Consider the following 20,085-nt stretch of genomic DNA (forward strand, 5'->3'; position numbering starts at 1 on the left):
GCTCGCCATCAAGGGCAAAGGCGAGATCCCTCGCTGCGCTCGGGATGACAAGGTTGAGATTTGATATGAATCCTTCTTTCCGCGAGCGCTATGGCGAGTGGGGCATCGTTACTGGTGCCTCCTCCGGCATCGGTGAAGCCTTCGCCTATGCCTTGGCTGCACGAGGTATGAAGCCATTGCTGCTTGCACGTCGCGAAGAAGAACTGCATCGCGTCGCCTTGGCAGTGAAGGAGCGTTACGGCATCGAGTGTGGCTGGCTGGTTCTGGATGTGGCTGACCACAATTTTATTGAGCGCGTGATGCTGGCGTGTGGTGATCGTGATGTCGGCATGGTGGTTGGCAACGCTGCGTACAACCCTGCGGGTGCATTCACTGATCTGTCTCGTTCAGATCTCATGCGCACGCTCGACGTGAATAACCGCGCTAACCTGCTGCTGGCTCATGCCTTCCTGCCGCGCTTCAAGAAGCGTAACCGTGGCGCATTCGTGCTGGTGAGTTCAGTTGAAGCCTTCACCGGCATGCCGTACTCGGCTGCCTATTCGGCAAGCAAGGCTTATGTGCTTTCTCTGGGCGAAGCGCTGTGGGGTGAATTCAGTGGTAGCGGCGTTGATGTGTTGACCGTGGTGCCCGGGCCCACCGATACGCCGCTGCTGGCAAGTCGAAAGCTCAAGATCAAGGGCATGCCGGCCCGCGACGTCACCGAGATTGGCCTCGATCATCTCGGCAAGGGCCCCAGCGTAGTGCCGGGTGCACTCAATCGCTGGAGCTTCCGTCTGCTGCGACGTTTGCCGCGGCGCTGGATCGTGAAGGCTACTGGCGGGGCGATGAAAAAGATCGTCGCGGATATGCGCGCAGATAAAAATAATTCGGAGACTGGTAAATGAATGCAGAACAACTAATCGAGAAAGCACGCAAGACCACCGAGCTCTCTGACCTCGGTGAACTCAAGGCGCTCGAAGGTTTGGAAGTGTTGGTGAAAGCGGCCAACGAAGAAGCGCAGTTGTCACCTGCAGGCGGTATGCGCTTTGGCGAAAACCTCTACACGATTCTGTGCAACCGCCTGCGCATGGTGGATTACCTAAAGAAGAAACCTGAACTGCTGCAGCGTCCAGTCGAAAAACCAATGTTCGTCTTCGGCCTCCCACGCACCGGCACCACGCTTACGATTAATTTGTTGAGCGCAGACCCGATGCGTCGCTGTCTCTTGCGCTGGGAAGCGTTGAATCCCGCGCCTCCAGCGAAGAAGGGTGAACTCTCTACCGATCTACGTTGCGGCGCCCAGCGACAGCTACTCAGCATGATGTTGCAAATCGCGCCACAGATCGCAGCGGCGCATTTAGAAGAAGCCGACAGTCCAACCGAATGCCAGTACGCGATGCAGCTTTCTTTCTGCGCAGAAATTTTCGACTCAATCGTCCATGTGCCGAGTTATCACGACTGGCTGATGGGCACGAGCTATCGCCATGCTTTTGAGTTTCACAAGCAGTTGCTGCAAATGCTTCAAGAAAACAATGGCGGCCGTTGGACGCTGAAGAATCCTTGGCATCCGTTGTTCCTCAATGACCTAACTGCGGTATATCCGGACGCGCAGCTGGTGATGACGCATCGCGATCCAGTGGAAGTAGTCGGTTCCGCCTGCGGCCTGCTGAACCTGGTGCGACCGATGTATAGCGACAAAGTCGACAAGCGCGAGATTGCGAAAGTGTTGCTGGATACCTTCGATGTGATGATCGAACGCCAGAACGCTTATCGCGCAAAGCATGGCGAGAAGTCGATTTATGACATTCAGTATTTAGAACAGCTACGCGATCCTGTTGGCACGATGCGTAAGCTCTACAAACACTTCGACGAACCGTTTACGCCTGCGGCTGAAGAGCGGATGACGAAGTTGATGACTGAGAATCCTAAGGATAAGCATGGCAAGCATGTTTATTCCTTAGAGGAGTTTGGGTTAACGGCTGAGGGGGTGCGTAAACATTTTCGGGATTATTCGGAGAGGTTTTCCATCCAAACCAAATCTTAGGCCGTCATTCCCGCGCAGGCGGGAATGACAAGCGATGAGTTTTTGTTGGGTGGGTTTCGCTGCGCTCTACCCACCCTACGGTTCAGGCGCGGATTTTATCCAAATCACCAAGCCCCATTCGTAACCTTCACCACATAAAACCCACTATTCGGATCGGTGAACCAAATCTCTTTGCGCTCTGGCACAAACGATGGACTCGACACTGCGCCGCTGCTTTTTACTGTCGGCGGATTGAAGTAAGCCACTTCACGCGGTTTGTGTGGGTCTCGGATGTCGAAGATGCGGAGGCCGGACAAGATCATGGTGCATGCAGCGATGTCGGGATTTACGCGGGTGGGGACGTTGCAGTAATGGCCTGCGTAACCGCCGACGATGTTATTCGCTTCGGGATCGTTGGCAACGATGGCGCGGTTCTTGGGCTCATGCACTTCTAGACGAATGTCGGAAATGACGGCGGGCTTTGTTTCGTCGCTGATATCAATGATGCGTGCGGCGCCGACGGTTGGGCCGTTGATTGCTGGAATGTCAGGAATATCGCCGACTGAAAATTCGTCGATCTCCAACAAATAAGGTTTGCCGTTGCGACTGAACGGAATCGCGTTCTGCGGAATGCTTCTATTGGGCCAGTTGAGTCTTGAGACTTCACGCACCTGTGGATTCGGTTTGCGCGCTTGAATGTCAGACACGTCGAGAATGATCAGGCCCGTGTTGGCGCCGTAGCCGGATGCAAGATAGGCGCGGTTGCCGTCGTCGCTGATTGAGAGGCCATGTGATTGGTAGGGCGTGACGAGGATGGTGGATGTTTGTGATGGTTTTGATATGTCGACGGCGGTGAGTGTTGGCGTGCCGGTTGATGATGAGTAGAACGTTTTTCCATCAGGTGCCATGCCGCTTTCGTGACCGAACACGCCGACCAATGCAGAAGACCGAAGTTGTGGATCGCGGCAATCTTCGGAGATGTCATACACATCTACAAAGCCGGGCGCGAGTACGAGATTGCCCATCACCGCGGCGAGTAGGCCGGCTTCTTGCGACACGACGAGTGATTCATGCGGCGACAACATCGCCAGTGATTGCAGGCGCTTGGTCACGACGGGATGCGCTGGATCGCTCATGTCGATCACGTTGACGCCAAGGCTCTCGTTAAGGATGTTGCTGGGAAACAAAGTGGTGGTGTCGTAATACGCGCATTCGCGGCCGGACTTATCGACGTAGCGCTGTACTTTGTAGCCTGCAACCGGTGTGTCTGGATTCGGAACCGTGAAGGAGCCGACCAGTTCGGTATTGCAGGTATAGCCCTGCGCTGCGCGGCCGCTGGCGCGTTCTTCTGCGGTGGTACGTCCTTGCATGCCGGTTTCTGGTCGAGAGCCGGGGCCGCAGACTGCTTTGGGTGTTGTGAGATCAGAGGATGAGGGCGCGTCGCTGCGACTGCATGCGGCCAGCGTGATCACGAGTAGCACGGCAGAACCCGCGCACCAGAAATTTCTTGTGACAGCCATGAATTCTCTCCCCCATATTTTTATGCCGTTGTTTATTTAATGCGGCTTTGCTGCCAGTGCATTAATCATTCTCTTAATGAGGCCAATCTCTTCGGATTGATCCATCGCGATACGGACAGCAAGGTTGCGTACAGCAGGAAGCTTTGACTGCGCCGCGGCGAACTTCGCCATTGGCAAACTGCCTTCGTGATGTACGAGCATCAGATTTAAAAAAAGCTCGTCGCGCGCACGGCCATCGAGTGTGCGTAGACGATTCATATCTTCACTGGTGGCCAGGCCCACCATGCCCGTCTTGGAGTTTTTGCAAGCGAGCAGGTAGCGCGTGAGTTCAGGATCAGGCGCTGTATCGCCAAGTAGCATCCAGTTCATGCTTTGCGATGTGGACTGCAGCGGTTGTTGCCACAAATTCAACCAGCCGCGCATCTCGCCCATTTCGATCAGCTGACTATTGATGATGGATTTGGCGAGCAGTGGGAGTTGTGTGGGTCTGCCATCAAGCAGCAGCTGTGACATCCAGATGGCTTGTTGATGATGCGCGTGCATGGACTGTGCAAAGCCAATGTCGATTGCAGTGGCTGTTGTTGCAGCTTGCGCAGATTTCATCTCGCGCAATTGCTTGTAGGCCACGCCACCGGCAGCGGCGAGCGCCAACACAATGAGGGCTGAGGCGATGATTCGCAGGGACATAAACGGAGAACGGCTGTTTACATTTGGCATCTGTTTTACTTGAAAGCTGTGGATATGCCGCAACGAAGCGGGCGAATGTGCACCTAAGGTCATAAGCGCGTTCTTATGGGGGTAAGAGGCTGCGAATGACCCTGTTGGAAGCTCGGGGGCCATTTTCCCATTTCTCGGTTGGCGAGACCCCTGTTAAAGTGCCACCCATGGGAGAGTTACACAGTACCTTTAAACGGCGGACACATTGGCTTGCTGCACTGCGTGCGGCGGCTTTTGCTGTGCTCGGTGTGATGAGCTTTCAGGCGCTGGCTGAGCCGCTGACGCTCTATCTTTACAAAGAAAACGGCATGCCCGTTTACTCTGATCGCAAGCCCGCAGCTAACGTCGAATACACCGTGATTCGCCCCGGTTCTGGTGAGCCACGTTCCTCCGCAGGCATCACGCCGACATCGTTTTCAGATATGTCTGTCACTGCCAATAAAGAAGGCCTGGTGGGTTGGGCCGCGTCATGCCAAGGCGTGACCAAAGAAGTTTTGGAACAGCGCGCGCAACAATGGCAGGCGATGGTGACCAAGCACGCAAAAGCGCATGGTGTACCGGCTGCGCTGGTGCGTGCGGTGATGCGTGTTGAGTCCTGCTTCGATCCAAAGGCTGTCTCGCGCGCTGGTGCGCAAGGTTTGATGCAGCTGATGCCAGCAACGGCAACACAGATGGGTGTGCGTGACAGCTTTGATGCTGACCAGAATATTGCTGGCGGTGCGCGTTACTTGAGCCATCTACTCGGGCGCTTCAAGAACGATACGCGTCTTGCAATCGCCGCCTACAACGCTGGCCCTGCGGCTGTCGATTCGTATCGCGGCATTCCGCCATATGCTGAGACTAGAAGCTATGTGCAGCGCGTGATCGCGGAGTACCGCGTGAATAGCACGGTTAAAGTGAAGCAATCCAAGAGCTGATCGCGCGATTGCTGCATCAATAAAAACGGTGGGTTTCGTTGCACTCTACCCACCCTACGATGTTAAGCAGACCAAGGAGGGCATGCATTTGAAAATTCGTCCTCAAGCTTACTTACTCGGACTCTTCATCGTCTTGTCGCTGAGCGGCTGCGTTAAGGGTTGTTATCAGAGTGACAGCTACGCTTTGACTCAGACGCCTGCGGTTGATCCTTCAGTGCCGACGGTCACGCTCGCCAAATTCCCTTTCAATGCCAAGGTTGATGCATCGTGGTGCCAAACCGCGAGCCCTGTGCGTGTTGAACTGTTTGTTGATGTATCCGGTTATGTGCAACGCGTGACCGTGCTTGATCCTTGGCCTGATGCCTGTGCGAAGGAATATTTACGCGGCATGAATAATTTCAAATTCGTCGAGTCGCCGCTGACGCAGCCAATAGAGAAATTAATAGTCAATCTGCAGGTCAGCCGCACGAGCCGCAGGCAGTGCATGAAACTTCAGAATTAGTTTCCGCATCTCGCACGTAGTACTGCCTATTCCTAAGGGGTAGGTTGCTTTTATTTCTTGTGATCTATGCTCAGGTGGCCACTCCCAATACGGCCACTGCTCATGCCTGTTCGCAATGCTCCCTCGGTGCTCTCTACAACTTTGCGCTTCATGGGCGCGCGACTGCTGCATCGCTTGCGCGGTGGTGCGTCTAGTCAAGCGGCGGGCGAGCTACAGGCGCAACTCAATCCTGTGGTGGAACAACTCAGCAAATTCATTCTGCGTTGTGATTGGGTTGAGGTTAAATCTGGCGGCGATATTTGGACGGACAGTGAATTGGATTTAGCACCCGGTGCTCGCATCAGTTTGTTGGCAGAAGGTTTGGTCTATGTCTCGCGCGCGTTTGATGTCGCCATCACGCCCAAGGTGGGCTTGTGGTTTCGCGTAGGCGACGCGCCGCTAGAGAAAATTGTTGATACGGGTTTTAGCGTCGTGACGACAAACGGTGGGCGACTCTGTTTTACCTCCAAGCCGCCGGGCGAGTTTGCTGATCAAGTGGGTCGCTTCGAGAAAGCGTTATCGCGCACGCCGCTCGCAGGTGGTTATCGTGTTGCTGTTATTCAGTGGCGTGAATCTCTGGATGAAAGTCTTGCTGAAGCCGCATTGGCTGCACCTTCTTTGTTCGCTCCATTGCTGGATCGATTACGCAATCCAGTGTTGCCGCCGAAAGGTTGGAATTATTTGTGGCGCTTGGGGCAGGGCGAAATTTATCGGCCGCATAACGATGGCCACGAACTTTGCTGTCACACGCGTGGCGATGTGGGCATCGTGCAGTTTCCCCTTCGTCGACCGCTGACTGCGGACACGAGCCTGAGTTGGGAATGGTTGGTGGAGCAATTGCCGTCTGCATTGCCCGAACACATTCCACCTACGCACGACTATCTGTCGATTGCAGTTGAGTTTGATAACGGATTGGATCTGACGTGGATGTGGAGCTGTGCCTTGCCGGTCGACACCATTTTTCAGTGCCCGCTGCCTTGGTGGGATCAACGCGAAACACACTGGGTGGTGCGTAGCGGCACGCAGCAGCTGGGTGAATGGCTGAGTGAACGTCGATCGCTGTTGGCCGATTACGAGCGAGCCATTGGTGGTGTGCCGCCGAAGAATATTGTTGCTGTGTGGCTTATTGCTAATACAGCGTTTCAGCGTGGTGAAGGGCGTTGTTTTTATCGTGATATTACGATTTCGGATGCTGAGGGCGTGGTGCCAGTCAGAGCCTAGCTGTCGTAGGGTGCGCCGTGCGCACCAGCAGTTCTTGCCAGGAGCATAAAGCCGTGCGCACGGCGCACCCTACAATTGCCGTCATTCCCGCGTAGGCGGGAATCCAGTTGTCTTGCAACTCTTAGGTCGAGCTAAAACTGGATTCCCGCCTACGCGGGAATGACAAGAAAAACAAAAGATAAAGTCCCAAGCTTTCGCTAAGCTAGCCCCTGTGGTCTGAATCAGGAGCAGCCCAATGTCACTGGTCATCTACGGTCATCCCTTTTCTTCGTACACACAAAAAGTGCTGATCGCTTTGTACGAGAACAACACGCAATTTGAATTTCGCTGTGTTGGCGATCCGAATGAGGCGAAGCACACGACGGATTGGTTGAGCCGCTGGTCTCTACGCAAATTCCCAGTGTTGGTCGATGGTAATCGCAACATCGCCGAGACCAGCATCATCATCGAGTATCTACAGCTCACACATGCAGGCCCGCTACGTTTGTTGCCTGAAGAGCCGATGGCGGCGTTGGATGTGCGCTTCCTCGATCGTTTCTTCGATCTGCATGTGATGAACATGATGCAGCTTGCTGTGAATGGCGCGCTGACGGGTGATCCGGTGAAGCGTCAGGAAGGATTGACGCTTGCAACAGAAAAACTTGAGCTTGCTTACGCATGGCTTGAAGAACATCTAACTGGAAAGACGTGGGCTGCGGGCGCGGATTTCACACTCGCTGATTGTGCTGCTGCGCCGTCGCTGTTCTATGCAGATTGGACGTATCAAATCCCGGAAAAGTATCCAGTGCTGAGCGCTTACCGTGCACGCTTGCTGGCGCGTCCGTCTGTTGCGCGTGCAGTGGATGAGGCGCGGCCGTTTCGTGCTTACTTTCCGCTTGGTGCACCCGATCGGGATTGAGCGAGGTTGCTGGATAAGATCGCGGAAGGCGGGATGCTCCCGCCCTACATACAGTTCCGTAGGGCGGGAGCATCCCGCCTTCCGCGTTTTGGCCTAAGTTGCGGGCCATAAGGCGAGATATTCCATCCCTACGACAAGCTATGCGCCAAATGTCTATCGCCTCGCAGAAGTTGCAGGGATGCCCTGTGCGCGTCGACCTAAAATCAATACGTACCCAACCGGATGATGACCCCCAATGTTCTCTGCAATCCTGATCAATAAAAACGAAGCTGGCCAAACGGTCGAACTGACCAAGCTCGACGAAGCGCAGCTGCCTGAAGGCGATGTAACCGTCGACGTCGAATATTCGACGTTGAATTACAAAGAAGGCTTGGCGATTACTGGCAAGTCGCCGGTTGTTCGCAAGTTCCCGATGGTGCCTGGTATCGACCTCGCTGGCACCGTCAGCGCCAGCTCGAATCCAGACTGGAAAGTCGGCGACAAGGTTGTGCTCAATGGTTGGGGCGTGGGCGAATCGCATTGGGGTGGTCTGGCGCAGAAAGCACGCGTTAAAGGCGAATGGCTGGTGCCGTTGCCTAAAGCTTTCAGCAGCCGTCAGGCGATGGCGATTGGCACGGCGGGTTACACCGCTGCGCTTTGCGTTGAAGCGCTGATTGCTCATGGCGTGAAACCAGAGCAGGGCGAAATTCTGGTCACCGGTTCAACTGGTGGCGTTGGCAGCGTGGCAATCGCGCTGTTGAGCAAGTTGGGTTTCAATGTTGTGGCTGCAACGGGTAAAGCTTCTGAAGCCGATTACCTCAAGAAGCTCGGCGCAACGTCAGTGATTGATCGCGCTGAACTCGGCGCTGCTGGCAAGCCACTGCAGAAAGAACGTTGGGCTGGTGTTGTGGATGCCGTTGGCAGCCACACACTCGCGAATGCCTGCGCACAGACCCGTTACGGCGGCGCTGTTGCCGCATGCGGCCTTGCTGGTGGCATGGATCTGCCTGCTTCGGTTGCCCCTTTCATTCTGCGCGGCGTAACGCTGTTCGGCATTGATAGCGTGATGGCACCTAAGGCGCGTCGCTTGAAAGCATGGGCTCGTTTGGCCAGCGATATCGACGCAGCAGCGCTCGACTTGATTGCGACGGAAGTAAGTCTTGAACAGAGTGTCGTTGCAGCCGCTGACCTGATTGCAGGCAAGGTGAGAGGGCGTATTCTGGTGAATGTGAATAAGTAAGGAGCTGCAAGGGGGCTTGACCAAGGCCTGCGCTCCTGGGGAGGAGCGCAGGCCTTCTGTTATTCCGAGCTAATTTGTTGATCCGAACCCATTTGTCATTCCGAACAACGTGAGGAATCTTGCTTTGGTTTCGGGAACGAGATTTACGGCAAGATTCCTCACTGCGTTCGGAATGACAAAGACGTGTAAGCGATTTTCGGTTTATTAAATATCCAGTTTGTGTAACAAGGGTAATTGAAATGAGTGCTGAGAAAGACGTTGTGGCGCAGCTCGATCTGAGCGATCTCGATAAGTGGGTCGGCAAGCCAGTTGTCTTTGCTGAACTGTGGGACCCTTGCAACGCCACCGATATCCGTCGCTGGGTCATGGCGATGGATTATCCGAACCCGATCCATTGGGATCACGAGTTCGCACACAAGTCGCGCTTCGGCGGCATCGTTGCTCCGCAATCATTTGCTGTTGCGATGGACTATGGTCATGGCTGCCATCCTGCAGGCGTTGGCAAGATTCCAGGAAGCCATCTGATCTTCGGTGGCGAAGAGTGGTGGTTCTTCGGCGCGCCGATTCGTCCCGGCGACAAGTTATTTCAGAAGCGTCGCTTCGATGGTTACGATGTTAAGGACACCAGCTTTGGTGGGCCAACGGTGTTCTCGCGCGGTGACACAGAACATCGCAATCAGGATGGCGTGTTGGTTGCGCGCGAGCGTGCAACTGCAATTCGTTATCTGATTGAAGAAGCTAACAAGCGTAAGGTTTACGGCAAAGAGAAAGCGTCTCCAAAGCGTTGGGACAAGCAGGAGCTCGCCGAGCTTCACAAGATTCGTTACGACTGGATCCTGTCCAATCGTGAAGGACGTTCGCCGAAGTTTGGTGACGTTAAAGTCGGTGACAAGTTGCCGCGTCGCGTGATTGGTCCGCACTCCATCGCAACCTTCGTTACTGAATATCGCTCGTTCCGCCAGAACATCTGGGGTACTTGGCGTTGGAACGTGCCGGAAGGTCAGGTTGATCCTGCGAAGCAAGACGCTGGTTTTGCTAAAGACATGACCTACGATCACGAAGCACGCAAGATAGATCCACGCCAAGGTGACGGTTTGTATTACGGCCCTTCAAGCGGCCACGTTAATCTTGAGAAGGCCACCAACATCGGTATGGGCGGCATGTATGGCTATGGCGCTTCGATGAACGCTTGGCAGATTGATTATGTTTCTTACTGGGCGGGCCACGAAGGTTTTGTCTGGCATTCGAAGACACAATTCCGCAGCCCAGCGTTTGAAGGCGATATCACCTTCATCGACGGCGAGGTTGTCGACAAGCACGTGAACTCGGCTTACGGCTGCTCGGTTGTCGTGGTTGAAGTGACGATGAGCACGCAAAGCGGGGAGAAGATTCTCAAGGGCACTGCTGAAATTCAGCTGCCGTACTAATGTCTCAGTCGATCGTCCACGGTATTCCGCTGAAAGACGAGCCCGGTATGGGCTCGTTGACGATTCCAGGCTATCTGCGCGAAGTCACATCACGCTACGCCAAGAGCGAAGCGGTCGTGATGTATTCGTACGATGGCGTCGAGCGTTGGACGTACGAGACGCTGTGGCAAAAATCTTTTGAAGTTGCAAAAGCGCTGATTGCTTGCGGTGTCGGCAAGGGCAGTCGCGTTGGCATCATGATGACCAATCGTCTTGAGTATCTGTCTGCCTTGTTTGGCACGGGCTTGGCGGGTGGTGTCTCAGTTGCGCTCAGCACGTTTTCAACCTCGGCGGAGCTTGAGCATTTGCTCAGCGCGTCTGAAGCTTCTGTTCTGTTGTTTGATGGCCGCGTGCTTAAGAAAGATTTCGGCGCGGTGCTTGCCGATCTTGAACCGCAGATTAAAACGGCTGCTGCTGGGCAGTTAAAGTCTGCGAAGTTTCCTTCCCTGCGTCATATCGTTCGTTTGGATTCTGTAACGGGCCCAAACGTTGAAGATGATCTGAAGGCTGCTTGCTTCGAGACATGGAATAGTTTTCTTGCGAAGGGACGCGATGTTCCTGAAACAATCGTTGACGCACTTTCAGCATCAGTAACGCCGACAGATGCAGGTGGTTTGTTCTTCTCCTCCGGCACCACGAGTCTGCCGAAAGGAATTCTGCACACCCAACAAGCCTTCGCCATCCAATGGTGGCGCTGGCCGCGTGTGATGAGCGTTGAAGGCCATGTTCGTAGCTGGACAGGCAACGGATTCTTCTGGTCTGCCAACATCACGATGGTCGTTGGCGTTGCACTCTCGACTGGCGGCGCAGTAATTATCCAACCCGTGTTTGATCCGGAAGAAGTGCTCACGGTGATACAGAGCGAACGCATCAACTTCTTGATGGGCCGCCCGCACCAATGGGCGCGTCTGCAAGAGTGCGCTAACTGGAGCACGACCGATCTCAGCAGCCTGCACTACATCACCAACAGCGCACTGATGCTGACGCATCCCACAGTGAAGACGGACTGGCGATTGCCAATGACGTTCGGCACCACCGAGACGATGACGGCGGCGACGTCGTATACCGCTAAAACGTCTGACGAACAGTACGCCGGTAGTGCCGGTGTTCCACTGCCCGGCAATACGCTGAAGGTCATTGATCCAATGACGGGCGTCGTGGTTCCAATTGGCGAACGCGGCGAGCTTTGCATCAAAGGCCCCACGTTGATGAAGGGCTACATCGGCAAGAAGCCCGAAGAAGCGTTCGACAGCGAAGGCTATTACCGCACAGGCGATGGCGGCTACGTTGATGAAGTCGGCCGCCTGTATTGGGAAGGCCGCCTCACCGAAATCATCAAGACCGGCGGCGCGAATATTTCACCGCTAGAAATTGACGCCGTACTCGTTCTCTATCCCGGTGCAAAACGTGTACAGACCGTTGGCATTCCACATGACACGCTGGGCGAAATGGCCGTCGGCTGCATCGTGCCGCACGACGGCGTACAGATCGCAGAAGATGATCTGCGTGCATTCCTAAAAGAAAAACTAGCCAGCTTCAAAATCCCACGCCGCTTCTTGATCTTGGATGAAGAAGAGATGGCGGTGACGGGGAATGGCAAGGTGAAGTCTGATGAACTGCGCAAGCTTGTGGCGGAGCGGCTCAGTGCTTAAAAAATTCCGCGTCCTGAAGTAGGGCGGGTTAGCGCAGCGTAACCCGCCACCGCCGCGCAAAGAAAAGATGGTGGGTTACGCTGCGCTAACCCACCCTACGTTTACTACGTAAGCCCGTCACTGCGTGCCAAAGCGCTTCGCTGATAACACTGCTGCTTTGGCTTTCTCAATTTCACGATCCCTTGGCGGCGCCAAGGTCACAAGCGAGCTGATTAACGTGCGGGCCGCTTCACTAACCTGTTCAACTGCCTGATTGAATGCCGCTTCGTTGATCTTCGAAGGCTGATTGAATCCACTGAGCTTGCGAACAAACTGCAAGGCAGAAGCGCGTATCTCGTCTTCAGTTGCGGGTGGATCAAAGTTGTACAGCGTCCGGATATTTCTGCACATGAAATCTCTCCGACTCTTTGGCTAGCTTGTGTAGTGCTTGCCCAACAACACACGCCGAATATCACCTTGTTCTCTGAATGTTGTGATCAACAAATACATCAACGTGAACACTCCGCCGAATGTTGTGCCGACGGCGCATAGCATTCCAGTTATTTTAGAAGGCTCACGCCAGAAGACCCAGGCGGTGATGGGGAGTACGTGTAGTAAGAAGTCGGTGTAGAACTGTGCACGCCAGGCGTGGGCGAAGTCGTCGAAGAATACTTTGGCGCTATCGAGGCCTAGGGTGTTGATGGCGTGGAAGGTGATTGCGACTAGAAGCAGCCAGCCTATGATCAGAAATCCGCGGAGTAGGTTCATGGATGTTTCCTATTAAATTGTCGGCTGCGTTGCTGGGTTTTGCTTCGCTTCAACCCATCCTACGATTTTGTAGGCGAGCGTAATCATTCGGGGTATCAATATCCATCGCCGCTTCTGGCATTGCGATACTGGTGATTTCTGCTTTGTGTTCTTTCAATAAAGTGCGTGCGCCTTGTGGGCCGCGCAACTGCGCGAGTTCTTCAAAGTAATGGCGCGGGAACAGGCAAGGTGGGCCCTGTGCTTCGCCAAGATCAGAGACGATGATGCGTTGTGGTGATTGCTGATGCGCATTAATCAAGCGTTGAAACTGTGCGGCACCAATTAGTGGCATATCTGCGGGACAAACAATCGCGGCGTCGAAGACATTCGCGTCGTTCAGTAAATCACTGAACGCGGTGGCGATGGATTTGCCCATGCCTTCTTCCCAATCACTGTTGTGAATGAGCCGAGCGTTAATGCCTTTAAGTGCGGCGCTGATCTTTTCTGTGTAGGCGCCGGTGACAACAATCAGCGGAGCGCCGGTTTGCAGTGCTGCTTGTGCGGCGTGGCCAATCAAAGTGCTGTCACCTAGTGGTGACAGCAACTTTGGACTGCCGAAGCGGCTGGAGTTACCAGCCGCTAACAAAACAATGCAGATACGACTCAAAGAAACTCAGCGCTTGAGACGGTAAGCGACAACGGAGTCACCCGTGGTCGAACCGTACATGGTGTGACCACCTGCAGCGATGACAACGTATTGCTTGCCGCCTTCTTCATAAGTGATCGGCACTGCGGTGCCTGCGGCGGGCAGTGGCGACTGCCACAACACTTTGCCGGTCGCGAGATCGAAAGCGCGGATGGCGTTGTCGAGCGTGTAGCCGATGAACACGAGTCCGCCTGCGGTCACGAGCGGGCCACCAGCGCCTGGCGTGCCGAGGTTGGCGTCGAACAGCGATGCAGGTGGTTTAACCGGCATCATGTTTTCGATGCTGCCGAGTGGCACTTCCCAAACAATTTTCTTCTTCGCGATATCAACTGCAGTGAGCGTGGCCCATGGTGGTGCTGAGCATGGTGCGCCGAGCGGTGAGAGTAAGGGCTGGATCTGGTAGGCGTAACGTGATCCTTTCGCGGGGAACATCATCGGTCCGCCGAGTTCAATCGTGTCGCCAGCGCCAGGTGGAACTTTCTCGATCGGTACGAGCGATACGATCGTTGGTACGCGGTTGGACGGTACAACCATGATGCCGCTCGCCGCATCGTAAGCGCCGCCGCCCCAGTTAGGGCCGCCGCCGACGGAGGGCGAGAAGATCGTGCCCTTCAGGCTTGGAGGCGTGAAGCTTGGGCCGTAGTTGAGCGCTTCGATTTTGCGTTTGCACAGCCAACGATCAATCGGCGTAAAGCCCCAAGCGTCATCCGGTGAGAAGCCGTGCTTGACCAGCGTCGGCATGCCGACAGGGAAAGGCTGCGTGGGTGAAAGTACGTCGCCGGCAACAACCCCGGTCTGCGGAACTTTACGTTCTTCAATCGGCACCAATGGTTCGCCGGTTGCGCGATTGAAGACGAAGATGAGGCCGGTCTTATTGTTCTGCACCAGCGCAGGCACGGTTGTGCCGTCAGCTTTCTTCCAATCGATCAACAGCGGCTCAGAAGGTGTGTCGTAGTCGAAGACGTTGTGATGAATGAACTGGAAGTGCCATGCGACCTTGCCGGTCTTGCCATGCAGCGCAACGATCGACGAGGTGTAGCGATTATCGCCAGCGCGGCCCGCGCCGTAGAAGTCACCCGATGGGCTGGTGGTTGGCAGATAGACGAGGTCGAGTTTGTTATCGACAGACATATTTGCCCACACGTTGCCAGCGCCAAAACCTTTGGTGCCATTGGCCCAAGTTTTATACGCAGGATCTTTTTCATCGCGTGGGATCGGATCAAACTCCCAGAGGAATTTGCCGGTGCGTGCGTCATAAGCCAATACGCGACCACTCGGCGCGCTGACGCGCTGGTTGTCAGCAACAGCGGAGCCAACAACAACAACACCGTTAACGATCGCAGGTCTTGAGCCAGCGACCACTTCGCCCGGCATGATCTGCGGTTCGCTGATTGGCATTTGCACCGAACCTTTCACGCCAAAGCCTGCACAGGCTTTTCCGTCTTTCGCATCGAAGGCCACCAAGCGATAGCTGGTGGTGCCCATCAGGATGCGTGATTTGCAGTGCGAGCCAGCGGCCGCTTTTTCATCGACCCAGTGCGAAACGCCGCGGCATTTCTGCATGCCGACTTTGGGATCTTTCGGGTCGAAGATCCAGCGCTGTTTGCCGGTGGCAGGATCCAGTGCAATCACACGACGCGTGGTGGTGCAGACCAGAAGATTGCCTTCGATCATTGTTGGCTGATCTTCAAAGGCGATCAGGTTCTTGCCCGCTTTCTTTGGCGGCGCTTCGCCGGTGTGATACTCCCAAGCCTTTTCGAGCTGCGCCACATTGCTCTTGTTGATCTGCTGGAGCGGCGAGTACTTGGTGCTGAGCTGTTCTTCCGGGCTGGCTGCGCCCACGCAGAACGTAACGCTTGCGAGCGTTAGCGCCAGAAGCTGGCGGTACATCGGTAGGCGGATGCCCATGAAGCGATCTCCCCTTGTTACTTTGGTCATTGGTCTTTGTCATTCCGAACATCGTGAGGAATCTCGCTGTTGCTCGTATCTGAGAGCGTTAAGGCAAGATCCCTCGCTACGCTCGGGATGACAGAAAATACTTTTGTTACTCGAATTCGAATCAAAACCTTCTTAATGAATCGGCCCAGCGCCGTAACTCAAGCGCTCACCCTTACGTCCGTAAACCGCGCCCTGGATTTCAGCCGCGATCGATAAAGCAATTTCTTCTGGCGTCTCTGAACCGATGTCGAGACCGGCGGGCGCGCATAAAGGTGTACGTGTGGCGCCAATCGCACTGCGCATTTTCTCTGCGCGAGTGCGTGAACCCACGGCGCCTAAGTAGAGCAGTGGCTGAGAGCGCAAGATGTGCAGGTATTCGAGATCGCGTTCGAGGTTGTGTGTCATTACTAGTACGGCAGTGCGCGTATCGAAGCGGAGAAGTTTCTCCATCTTCGCTGCATTAGCGCACAAGAGACTAGCGCCTGGCGGAATCGCTGAAACAGGTGTGTCGTCGCGATGATCAATCAGTTGCACACTCCAGCCCAGACCGCGCGCCATATTTGCGAGCGCAATAGTTGTCGTGTTGATGCCGATCAGTACGAGACGGATTGGCGCTTCCAGTTTTTCGACGAGTACTTGTATGCGGCCGTCGCTGGTGCTGACTTCATCAAGACGTGCCGCATTGCTGGTCGTGCCTGAGAGTGCTTGTGACAAAACGGCATCGGCGTTGCGAGGATTATTCAGTTCATCAAGAACCAAACGTTCGCTCCACAGCAAGCGACGTGGTTGTGGCATGCAACGACCTTCAGCCGCGAAGACCGTCATCAACGTTCCTTGCGTGCGTGTTTGCAAGCAGTGTGCTGCGGCATCAGCAAAGCGCAGGTCATCGGCGCTCTTCAATGGCTCCAGCAGCACTTCCATTTCACCGCCGCAGCCGAGTTCCATCAATGCGTCGTAGCCATGTTCACGATCGTATTGCAGCAGTTTGGCTTCGCCAGCAATGATGACTTCGCGTGCGCGCTCAACAATATCTGCTTCAGGACAGCCAGCCGAGATGCCGCGAACGATGCGGCCATCACCATGCACGAGCATGCGCGTGCCTGCACGACGGAACACGGAGCCATTGGTGCGCACCAGCGTTGCCAGTGCAGCGCCGCCCGCAAAGCCGCTGCTCTTGAGCTCATCAAGACCTGCAACAAGATCGGCGAATTCGTGCGAGCTCATGGTTTATGGAATGCGTTCGCCAACAAGCTTGGCGGTGCCGAAGATACCCATCTTGCACTTGCCGAGCAGCTTGTCGCCGTCGATATGTGCTTCGTACTTCAGCGTAATCTTCATCGGCTTGGTTACTTTCAGATCCCACACGAGGTGGTTGCCTTTGAAGGTGCCGGTGAAGTGCGCCTCGTCCATGTTCATGATGAACACGCCGGTGAGGTTGTTGCCGTCGGTGCTCATACGGCCGGTGAAGGCTTGTGGGCCGAGTGGCGTCGAGAGCACGAACTTCCAGTTGCCGTCGATCTGCACTGCAGCAGGTGCTGCGATCTGTTCTTGCGGCGCTGATGGCGAGAACACGTTTTGCACAGGTGCCACTGTTGGCGTCGTGGCAACAGTTGGTTCTGGTACAGGTGCAACGACAGGCTTAGCGTGCTCGGCAATCTCGGGGCGGCCTTCTATGTGCGCCAGCAAGCGCGTCGGCGTCATCGGGAATTCAAGTTTGATTTCGCCGAACGGTGCGAGCGCATCAGCAATCGCGTTAACCAATGTTGGAGGGCCGACGATGCAGCCGCCTTCACCCACGCCACGGAATCCGCCATCTGCCTTCGAAGGCATTGAGGCGTCGTGGTTGTATTCGAAGGTAGGCACGTCAAAGATTGTTGGCAGCATGTAATCCTTGTACGTCACTGCCGTTGGATTACCGCGTGCGTCGAAGGACACCTGTTCCATCAAGACGCTGCCAATGCCTTGCGCGAGACCACCTGCGATCTGGCCTTCAACAACGGAAGGATTGATCATCACGCCGCAGTCTTCGCTCGATACCCAGCGCTTGATCTTGACGAAGCCGGTGTCTGCATCCACTTCAACGATGCAGGCATGCGCCGCACTGGTCATTGTGATGGGTGGTGGACGATAGCGGAACTGTACTTCTAGGCCAGCTTCCATGCCTTCAGGCAAACGCTCGGGTTCGCCGTAAGCGATGTCCGCGAGATCGCGCAGCGTCACGCTCTGTGGTTTGTCGCCAGAGACCGTGATGATGCCTTCGCGCATCGAAATATTTTCTGGCGTGGTGTTGAGCAGATGCGCGGCTGCTTTCTTGATCTTGTCGACCAGTAACTTGGCTGCACCGATGCATGCACCGCCGCCTGCGACTGCCTGACGGCTGCCATACGCACCTGAGCCATAGCCTCCGCGTGAGCTGTCGTCTTCATGGATGCTGACGTCATCAAATTTAACGCCGAGTGTTTCAGCAACCACCTGCGCCATCGTCGTCTGCGTGCCGTGGCCTTGTGAATGCGTTGAGACGACTGCACTAATCTTGCCGGTAGGCTCGATACGAATGTGTGCGGACTCGCTGATGAGCACGGCGATGCCGGTGCTGCCTGCGGTTGGCTCGATATACGTTGCAATGCCAAGGCCAAGATACCGGCCCTGTTTGCGTGCTTCAGCTTGCTCGATGCGGAAGGCAGTGACATCAACTTTCGTCAGCAGCACATCAAGACATTCAGCTGGGCTGATGTCTTCCAGTTCCAATCCCATATTGGTGGTGCAGGGCTGATCTTCTCGTCTAAGCAGAGTGCGCTTGCGCAGTTCAACCGCGTCGATGCCAAGCTTGCGTGCAGCGCGATCCAGCAGGACTTCGCGCGTCAGCGACTCAATTGCCCACGGGCCACGATAAGCCGAGAGACCCACTGTATTTGTGAACCAGCCACGCGAATAGAAATCGAACTTCGGCAGCTTGTGCGCGCCCCAGATAAACATCATCACCGCGATGTTGCTGTCTGCGCCTTGCGGATACGCACCGTTGTTGATGCTGTATTCGGCGTGGGAGGCGATGAGATTGCCTTCTTTGTCGAACGCGGCGCGCAGTTTGATTTCCTGTTCGCGGGCCTGACAGGCGGAGGTGAGGTTTTCGAGACGGTCTTCAATCCACTTCAGCGGACGCTTGAGTAGCATTGATGCAAGCACCGTTGCGACTTCTTCACGCCAAGGCTGACCCTTCAGGCCGAATGAACCGCCGACATCTTTGGAGATGACGCGGATTGAGGTCTGCGGCATGCCGAAGGCCTGCGCGAACCAACGTGCATTCAACTGCGGACCTTGGCAGGAGAGATAGATCGTGAGTTCTTCCGCGCCTTGCGGAGCAGAGACCACGCCACGCGTTTCCATCGGCGACTGCGCGATGCGTTGGTGCTTGAACTCAACGGTTTCCAGATGTGGCGCGTTGTTGAGTAGTGCTTCGAGTTCTTCGTCTGGATCTTCGGTGCCGGTTGCGGCAGCGATGTTGGAATCTGTTTGTGGATGGACGAGTGCGCCAGTCTTGGCTTCGTCCATCGTCACCACCGGATCTTCTTCGTCGTAGACGACGGTGATAAGACCTGCAGCGTCTTCAGCAATGTAACGATCTTCTGCGATGATAATCGCGATGGGATCACCAACGTAACGTACGCAGTCGATTGCCAGCACCGGCACTGGTACGACTGGCGCGGCGAGGAAGAAGCTCAGCATGTCGACTTTGTAGCGCGCCAAATCAGCGGCGATCAGCACGGCATGAACGCCGGGCAGTTGCTTGGCGACAGACAGATCAATCGATTTGATGTTGCCGCGTGCAATCGGGCTGCGATGGAAGGCGACGTGCAACATGCCGGCCACGCTGACGTCATCAACGTAAACACCTTTGCCGGTCAGCAGGCGCGCATCTTCTTTGCGTGGAACACGTTGGCCGATGTAGACGCCCGGTGCTGCTGGAGTTTCAGTCGCACTCATGCGGCATCTCCGCCGAGTTTCATCGCCGCACGCTTGATGCCTTGATAGCCGGTGCAGCGACAGATGTGTCCGGACATGGCCTGAACGAGCGTGTCGCCGCTGGGTTTGTTGGCGCAGTTGGTCAATGCAGTGAGCGTCATCACGATGCCTGGCGTGCAGAAACCACATTGCAGCGCGCACTCATCTTTCATCGCTTGCTGCACGGGATGCAGCGTGCCGTCATCAGCTGCAAGGCCCTCGACGGTGGTGATCTTGCTGCCATCCGCTTGCACCGCAAGCATCAAGCATGAACGCACAGCATTACCGTCAACGATGACCGTGCATGCGCCGCAGACGCCGTGTTCGCAGCCCACATGAACGCCGGTGTAACCAGCATCGCCACGAAGGAAATCACTGAGCGTTAAACGGCCTTCGACTGTCGAGCAGTGTGGGCGGCCGTTGATGGTGAGATTAATTTGGTGCTGGCTCATGCGTTTGTCTCTTGTCTCCCTCTCCCCACGGACGTGGGGAGAGGGGCGGGGTGAGGGACTGTTTGAAAGAGGCCCCTCACCCTGGCCCTCTCCCCGCAGGCGGGGAGAGGG

18 protein-coding genes are annotated in these 20,085 nt (G+C 55.4%); 9 read left to right on the forward strand and 9 right to left on the reverse strand.

What is annotated here, in order from left to right; all coding sequences use genetic code 11:
- Positions 1–65: 65 nt before the first annotated feature.
- Positions 66–884, forward strand: a complete 819-nt coding sequence (locus CJD38_RS16520; protein WP_161554269.1) for an SDR family NAD(P)-dependent oxidoreductase — start codon at positions 66–68, stop codon at positions 882–884.
- A complete protein-coding gene (locus CJD38_RS16525) occupies positions 881–2,023 on the forward strand; it encodes a sulfotransferase family protein (protein ID WP_107941485.1) in 1,143 nt (380 codons plus the stop codon). Before CJD38_RS16520 ends, CJD38_RS16525 begins: the two co-directional genes overlap by 4 nt.
- A gap of 104 nt (positions 2,024–2,127) precedes the next feature.
- Here the strand turns inward: CJD38_RS16525 and CJD38_RS16530 are convergent, their stop codons facing one another.
- Together CJD38_RS16530 and CJD38_RS16535 are read right to left on the reverse strand one after the other, a co-directional pair.
- Positions 2,128–3,522 carry an LVIVD repeat-containing protein gene (locus CJD38_RS16530; protein ID WP_107941486.1) on the reverse strand — a complete coding sequence of 465 codons (1,395 nt, stop codon included), beginning with the start codon at positions 3,520–3,522 and terminating at the stop codon, positions 2,128–2,130.
- Between the two features lie 36 nt (positions 3,523–3,558).
- Positions 3,559–4,209 (reverse strand): DUF305 domain-containing protein, encoded by a 651-nt coding sequence (locus tag CJD38_RS16535; RefSeq protein WP_161554270.1) that lies wholly within the window; start codon positions 4,207–4,209, stop codon positions 3,559–3,561.
- 197 nt (positions 4,210–4,406) lie between these two features.
- Here CJD38_RS16535 and CJD38_RS16540 point away from each other — a divergent pair, with 197 nt between their 5' ends.
- The 7 genes from CJD38_RS16540 (at position 4,407) to CJD38_RS16570 (ending at position 12,153) form a co-directional block, all read left to right on the forward strand.
- The gene (locus CJD38_RS16540; RefSeq protein WP_107941488.1) at positions 4,407–5,156 is read left to right on the forward strand and encodes a lytic transglycosylase domain-containing protein; all 750 of its coding nucleotides are present in this window, start codon (positions 4,407–4,409) and stop codon (positions 5,154–5,156) included.
- An 82-nt stretch (positions 5,157–5,238) separates the two neighbouring features.
- A complete protein-coding gene (locus CJD38_RS16545) occupies positions 5,239–5,658 on the forward strand; it encodes a hypothetical protein (RefSeq protein ID WP_206363049.1) in 420 nt (139 codons plus the stop codon).
- Between the two features lie 126 nt (positions 5,659–5,784).
- A complete protein-coding gene (locus CJD38_RS16550; RefSeq protein ID WP_161554271.1) occupies positions 5,785–6,918 on the forward strand; it encodes a DUF3047 domain-containing protein in 1,134 nt (377 codons plus the stop codon).
- A gap of 235 nt (positions 6,919–7,153) precedes the next feature.
- A complete protein-coding gene (locus tag CJD38_RS16555; RefSeq protein ID WP_107941491.1) occupies positions 7,154–7,816 on the forward strand; it encodes a glutathione S-transferase family protein in 663 nt (220 codons plus the stop codon).
- 235 nt (positions 7,817–8,051) lie between these two features.
- Positions 8,052–9,035: an acrylyl-CoA reductase (NADPH) gene (acuI, locus tag CJD38_RS16560; RefSeq protein ID WP_107941492.1), complete on the forward strand. Its 984-nt coding sequence runs from the start codon at positions 8,052–8,054 to the stop codon at positions 9,033–9,035.
- 239 nt (positions 9,036–9,274) lie between these two features.
- The gene (locus tag CJD38_RS16565; protein ID WP_107941493.1) at positions 9,275–10,462 is read left to right on the forward strand and encodes an FAS1-like dehydratase domain-containing protein; all 1,188 of its coding nucleotides are present in this window, start codon (positions 9,275–9,277) and stop codon (positions 10,460–10,462) included.
- Positions 10,462–12,153, forward strand: coding sequence for a class I adenylate-forming enzyme family protein (locus CJD38_RS16570; RefSeq protein WP_107941494.1), 1,692 nt, complete (start codon positions 10,462–10,464; stop codon positions 12,151–12,153). Before CJD38_RS16565 ends, CJD38_RS16570 begins: the two co-directional genes overlap by 1 nt.
- A gap of 117 nt (positions 12,154–12,270) precedes the next feature.
- Here CJD38_RS16570 and CJD38_RS16575 read toward each other — a convergent pair whose 3' ends face one another.
- The 7 genes from CJD38_RS16575 to CJD38_RS16605 all read right to left on the reverse strand — a co-directional run bounded on the left by CJD38_RS16575 (position 12,271) and on the right by CJD38_RS16605 (position 19,974).
- Entirely contained in the window at positions 12,271–12,543 is a 273-nt protein-coding gene (locus CJD38_RS16575; RefSeq protein ID WP_107941495.1) for a DUF2277 domain-containing protein, read from the reverse strand.
- A 21-nt stretch (positions 12,544–12,564) separates the two neighbouring features.
- Positions 12,565–12,900, reverse strand: coding sequence for a DUF1475 family protein (locus CJD38_RS16580; protein ID WP_107941496.1), 336 nt, complete (start codon positions 12,898–12,900; stop codon positions 12,565–12,567).
- Positions 12,901–12,949: 49 nt separating this feature from the next.
- Positions 12,950–13,546, reverse strand: coding sequence for a nucleotidyltransferase family protein (locus CJD38_RS16585; RefSeq protein ID WP_107941497.1), 597 nt, complete (start codon positions 13,544–13,546; stop codon positions 12,950–12,952).
- A 6-nt stretch (positions 13,547–13,552) separates the two neighbouring features.
- Positions 13,553–15,493 carry a pyrroloquinoline quinone-dependent dehydrogenase gene (locus CJD38_RS16590; RefSeq protein ID WP_161554272.1) on the reverse strand — a complete coding sequence of 647 codons (1,941 nt, stop codon included), beginning with the start codon at positions 15,491–15,493 and terminating at the stop codon, positions 13,553–13,555.
- 162 nt (positions 15,494–15,655) lie between these two features.
- Entirely contained in the window at positions 15,656–16,747 is a 1,092-nt protein-coding gene (locus CJD38_RS16595; protein WP_107941499.1) for an XdhC family protein, read from the reverse strand.
- 3 nt (positions 16,748–16,750) lie between these two features.
- A complete protein-coding gene (locus CJD38_RS16600; RefSeq protein WP_107941500.1) occupies positions 16,751–19,504 on the reverse strand; it encodes a xanthine dehydrogenase family protein molybdopterin-binding subunit in 2,754 nt (917 codons plus the stop codon).
- Positions 19,501–19,974 carry a (2Fe-2S)-binding protein gene (locus CJD38_RS16605; protein WP_107941501.1) on the reverse strand — a complete coding sequence of 158 codons (474 nt, stop codon included), beginning with the start codon at positions 19,972–19,974 and terminating at the stop codon, positions 19,501–19,503. Before CJD38_RS16605 ends, CJD38_RS16600 begins: the two co-directional genes overlap by 4 nt.
- Positions 19,975–20,085: the final 111 nt, after the last annotated feature.

This window comes from Stenotrophobium rhamnosiphilum (assembly GCF_003052265.1).
Lineage (GTDB): Bacteria > Pseudomonadota > Gammaproteobacteria > Nevskiales > Nevskiaceae > Stenotrophobium > Stenotrophobium rhamnosiphilum.

Excerpts from the sequence above, each read along its gene's own strand:
- CJD38_RS16580 (WP_107941496.1), bottom strand. The coding sequence starts at position 12,900 with ATGAACCTACTCCGCGGATTTCTGATCATAGGCTGGCTGCTTCTAGTC.
- CJD38_RS16535 (WP_161554270.1), bottom strand. The coding sequence starts at position 4,209 with ATGTCCCTGCGAATCATCGCCTCAGCCCTCATTGTGTTGGCGCTCGCC.
- CJD38_RS16575 (WP_107941495.1), bottom strand. The coding sequence starts at position 12,543 with ATGTGCAGAAATATCCGGACGCTGTACAACTTTGATCCACCCGCAACT.
- CJD38_RS16595 (WP_107941499.1), bottom strand. The coding sequence starts at position 16,747 with ATGAGCTCGCACGAATTCGCCGATCTTGTTGCAGGTCTTGATGAGCTC.
- CJD38_RS16530 (WP_107941486.1), bottom strand. The coding sequence starts at position 3,522 with ATGGCTGTCACAAGAAATTTCTGGTGCGCGGGTTCTGCCGTGCTACTC.
- acuI (WP_107941492.1), top strand. The coding sequence starts at position 8,052 with ATGTTCTCTGCAATCCTGATCAATAAAAACGAAGCTGGCCAAACGGTC.
- CJD38_RS16545 (WP_206363049.1), top strand. The coding sequence starts at position 5,239 with ATGCATTTGAAAATTCGTCCTCAAGCTTACTTACTCGGACTCTTCATC.
- CJD38_RS16565 (WP_107941493.1), top strand. The coding sequence starts at position 9,275 with ATGAGTGCTGAGAAAGACGTTGTGGCGCAGCTCGATCTGAGCGATCTC.
- CJD38_RS16540 (WP_107941488.1), top strand. The coding sequence starts at position 4,407 with ATGGGAGAGTTACACAGTACCTTTAAACGGCGGACACATTGGCTTGCT.
- CJD38_RS16590 (WP_161554272.1), bottom strand. The coding sequence starts at position 15,493 with ATGGGCATCCGCCTACCGATGTACCGCCAGCTTCTGGCGCTAACGCTC.
- CJD38_RS16570 (WP_107941494.1), top strand. The coding sequence starts at position 10,462 with ATGTCTCAGTCGATCGTCCACGGTATTCCGCTGAAAGACGAGCCCGGT.
- CJD38_RS16520 (WP_161554269.1), top strand. The coding sequence starts at position 66 with ATGAATCCTTCTTTCCGCGAGCGCTATGGCGAGTGGGGCATCGTTACT.
- CJD38_RS16605 (WP_107941501.1), bottom strand. The coding sequence starts at position 19,974 with ATGAGCCAGCACCAAATTAATCTCACCATCAACGGCCGCCCACACTGC.
- CJD38_RS16555 (WP_107941491.1), top strand. The coding sequence starts at position 7,154 with ATGTCACTGGTCATCTACGGTCATCCCTTTTCTTCGTACACACAAAAA.
- CJD38_RS16525 (WP_107941485.1), top strand. The coding sequence starts at position 881 with ATGAATGCAGAACAACTAATCGAGAAAGCACGCAAGACCACCGAGCTC.
- CJD38_RS16600 (WP_107941500.1), bottom strand. The coding sequence starts at position 19,504 with ATGAGTGCGACTGAAACTCCAGCAGCACCGGGCGTCTACATCGGCCAA.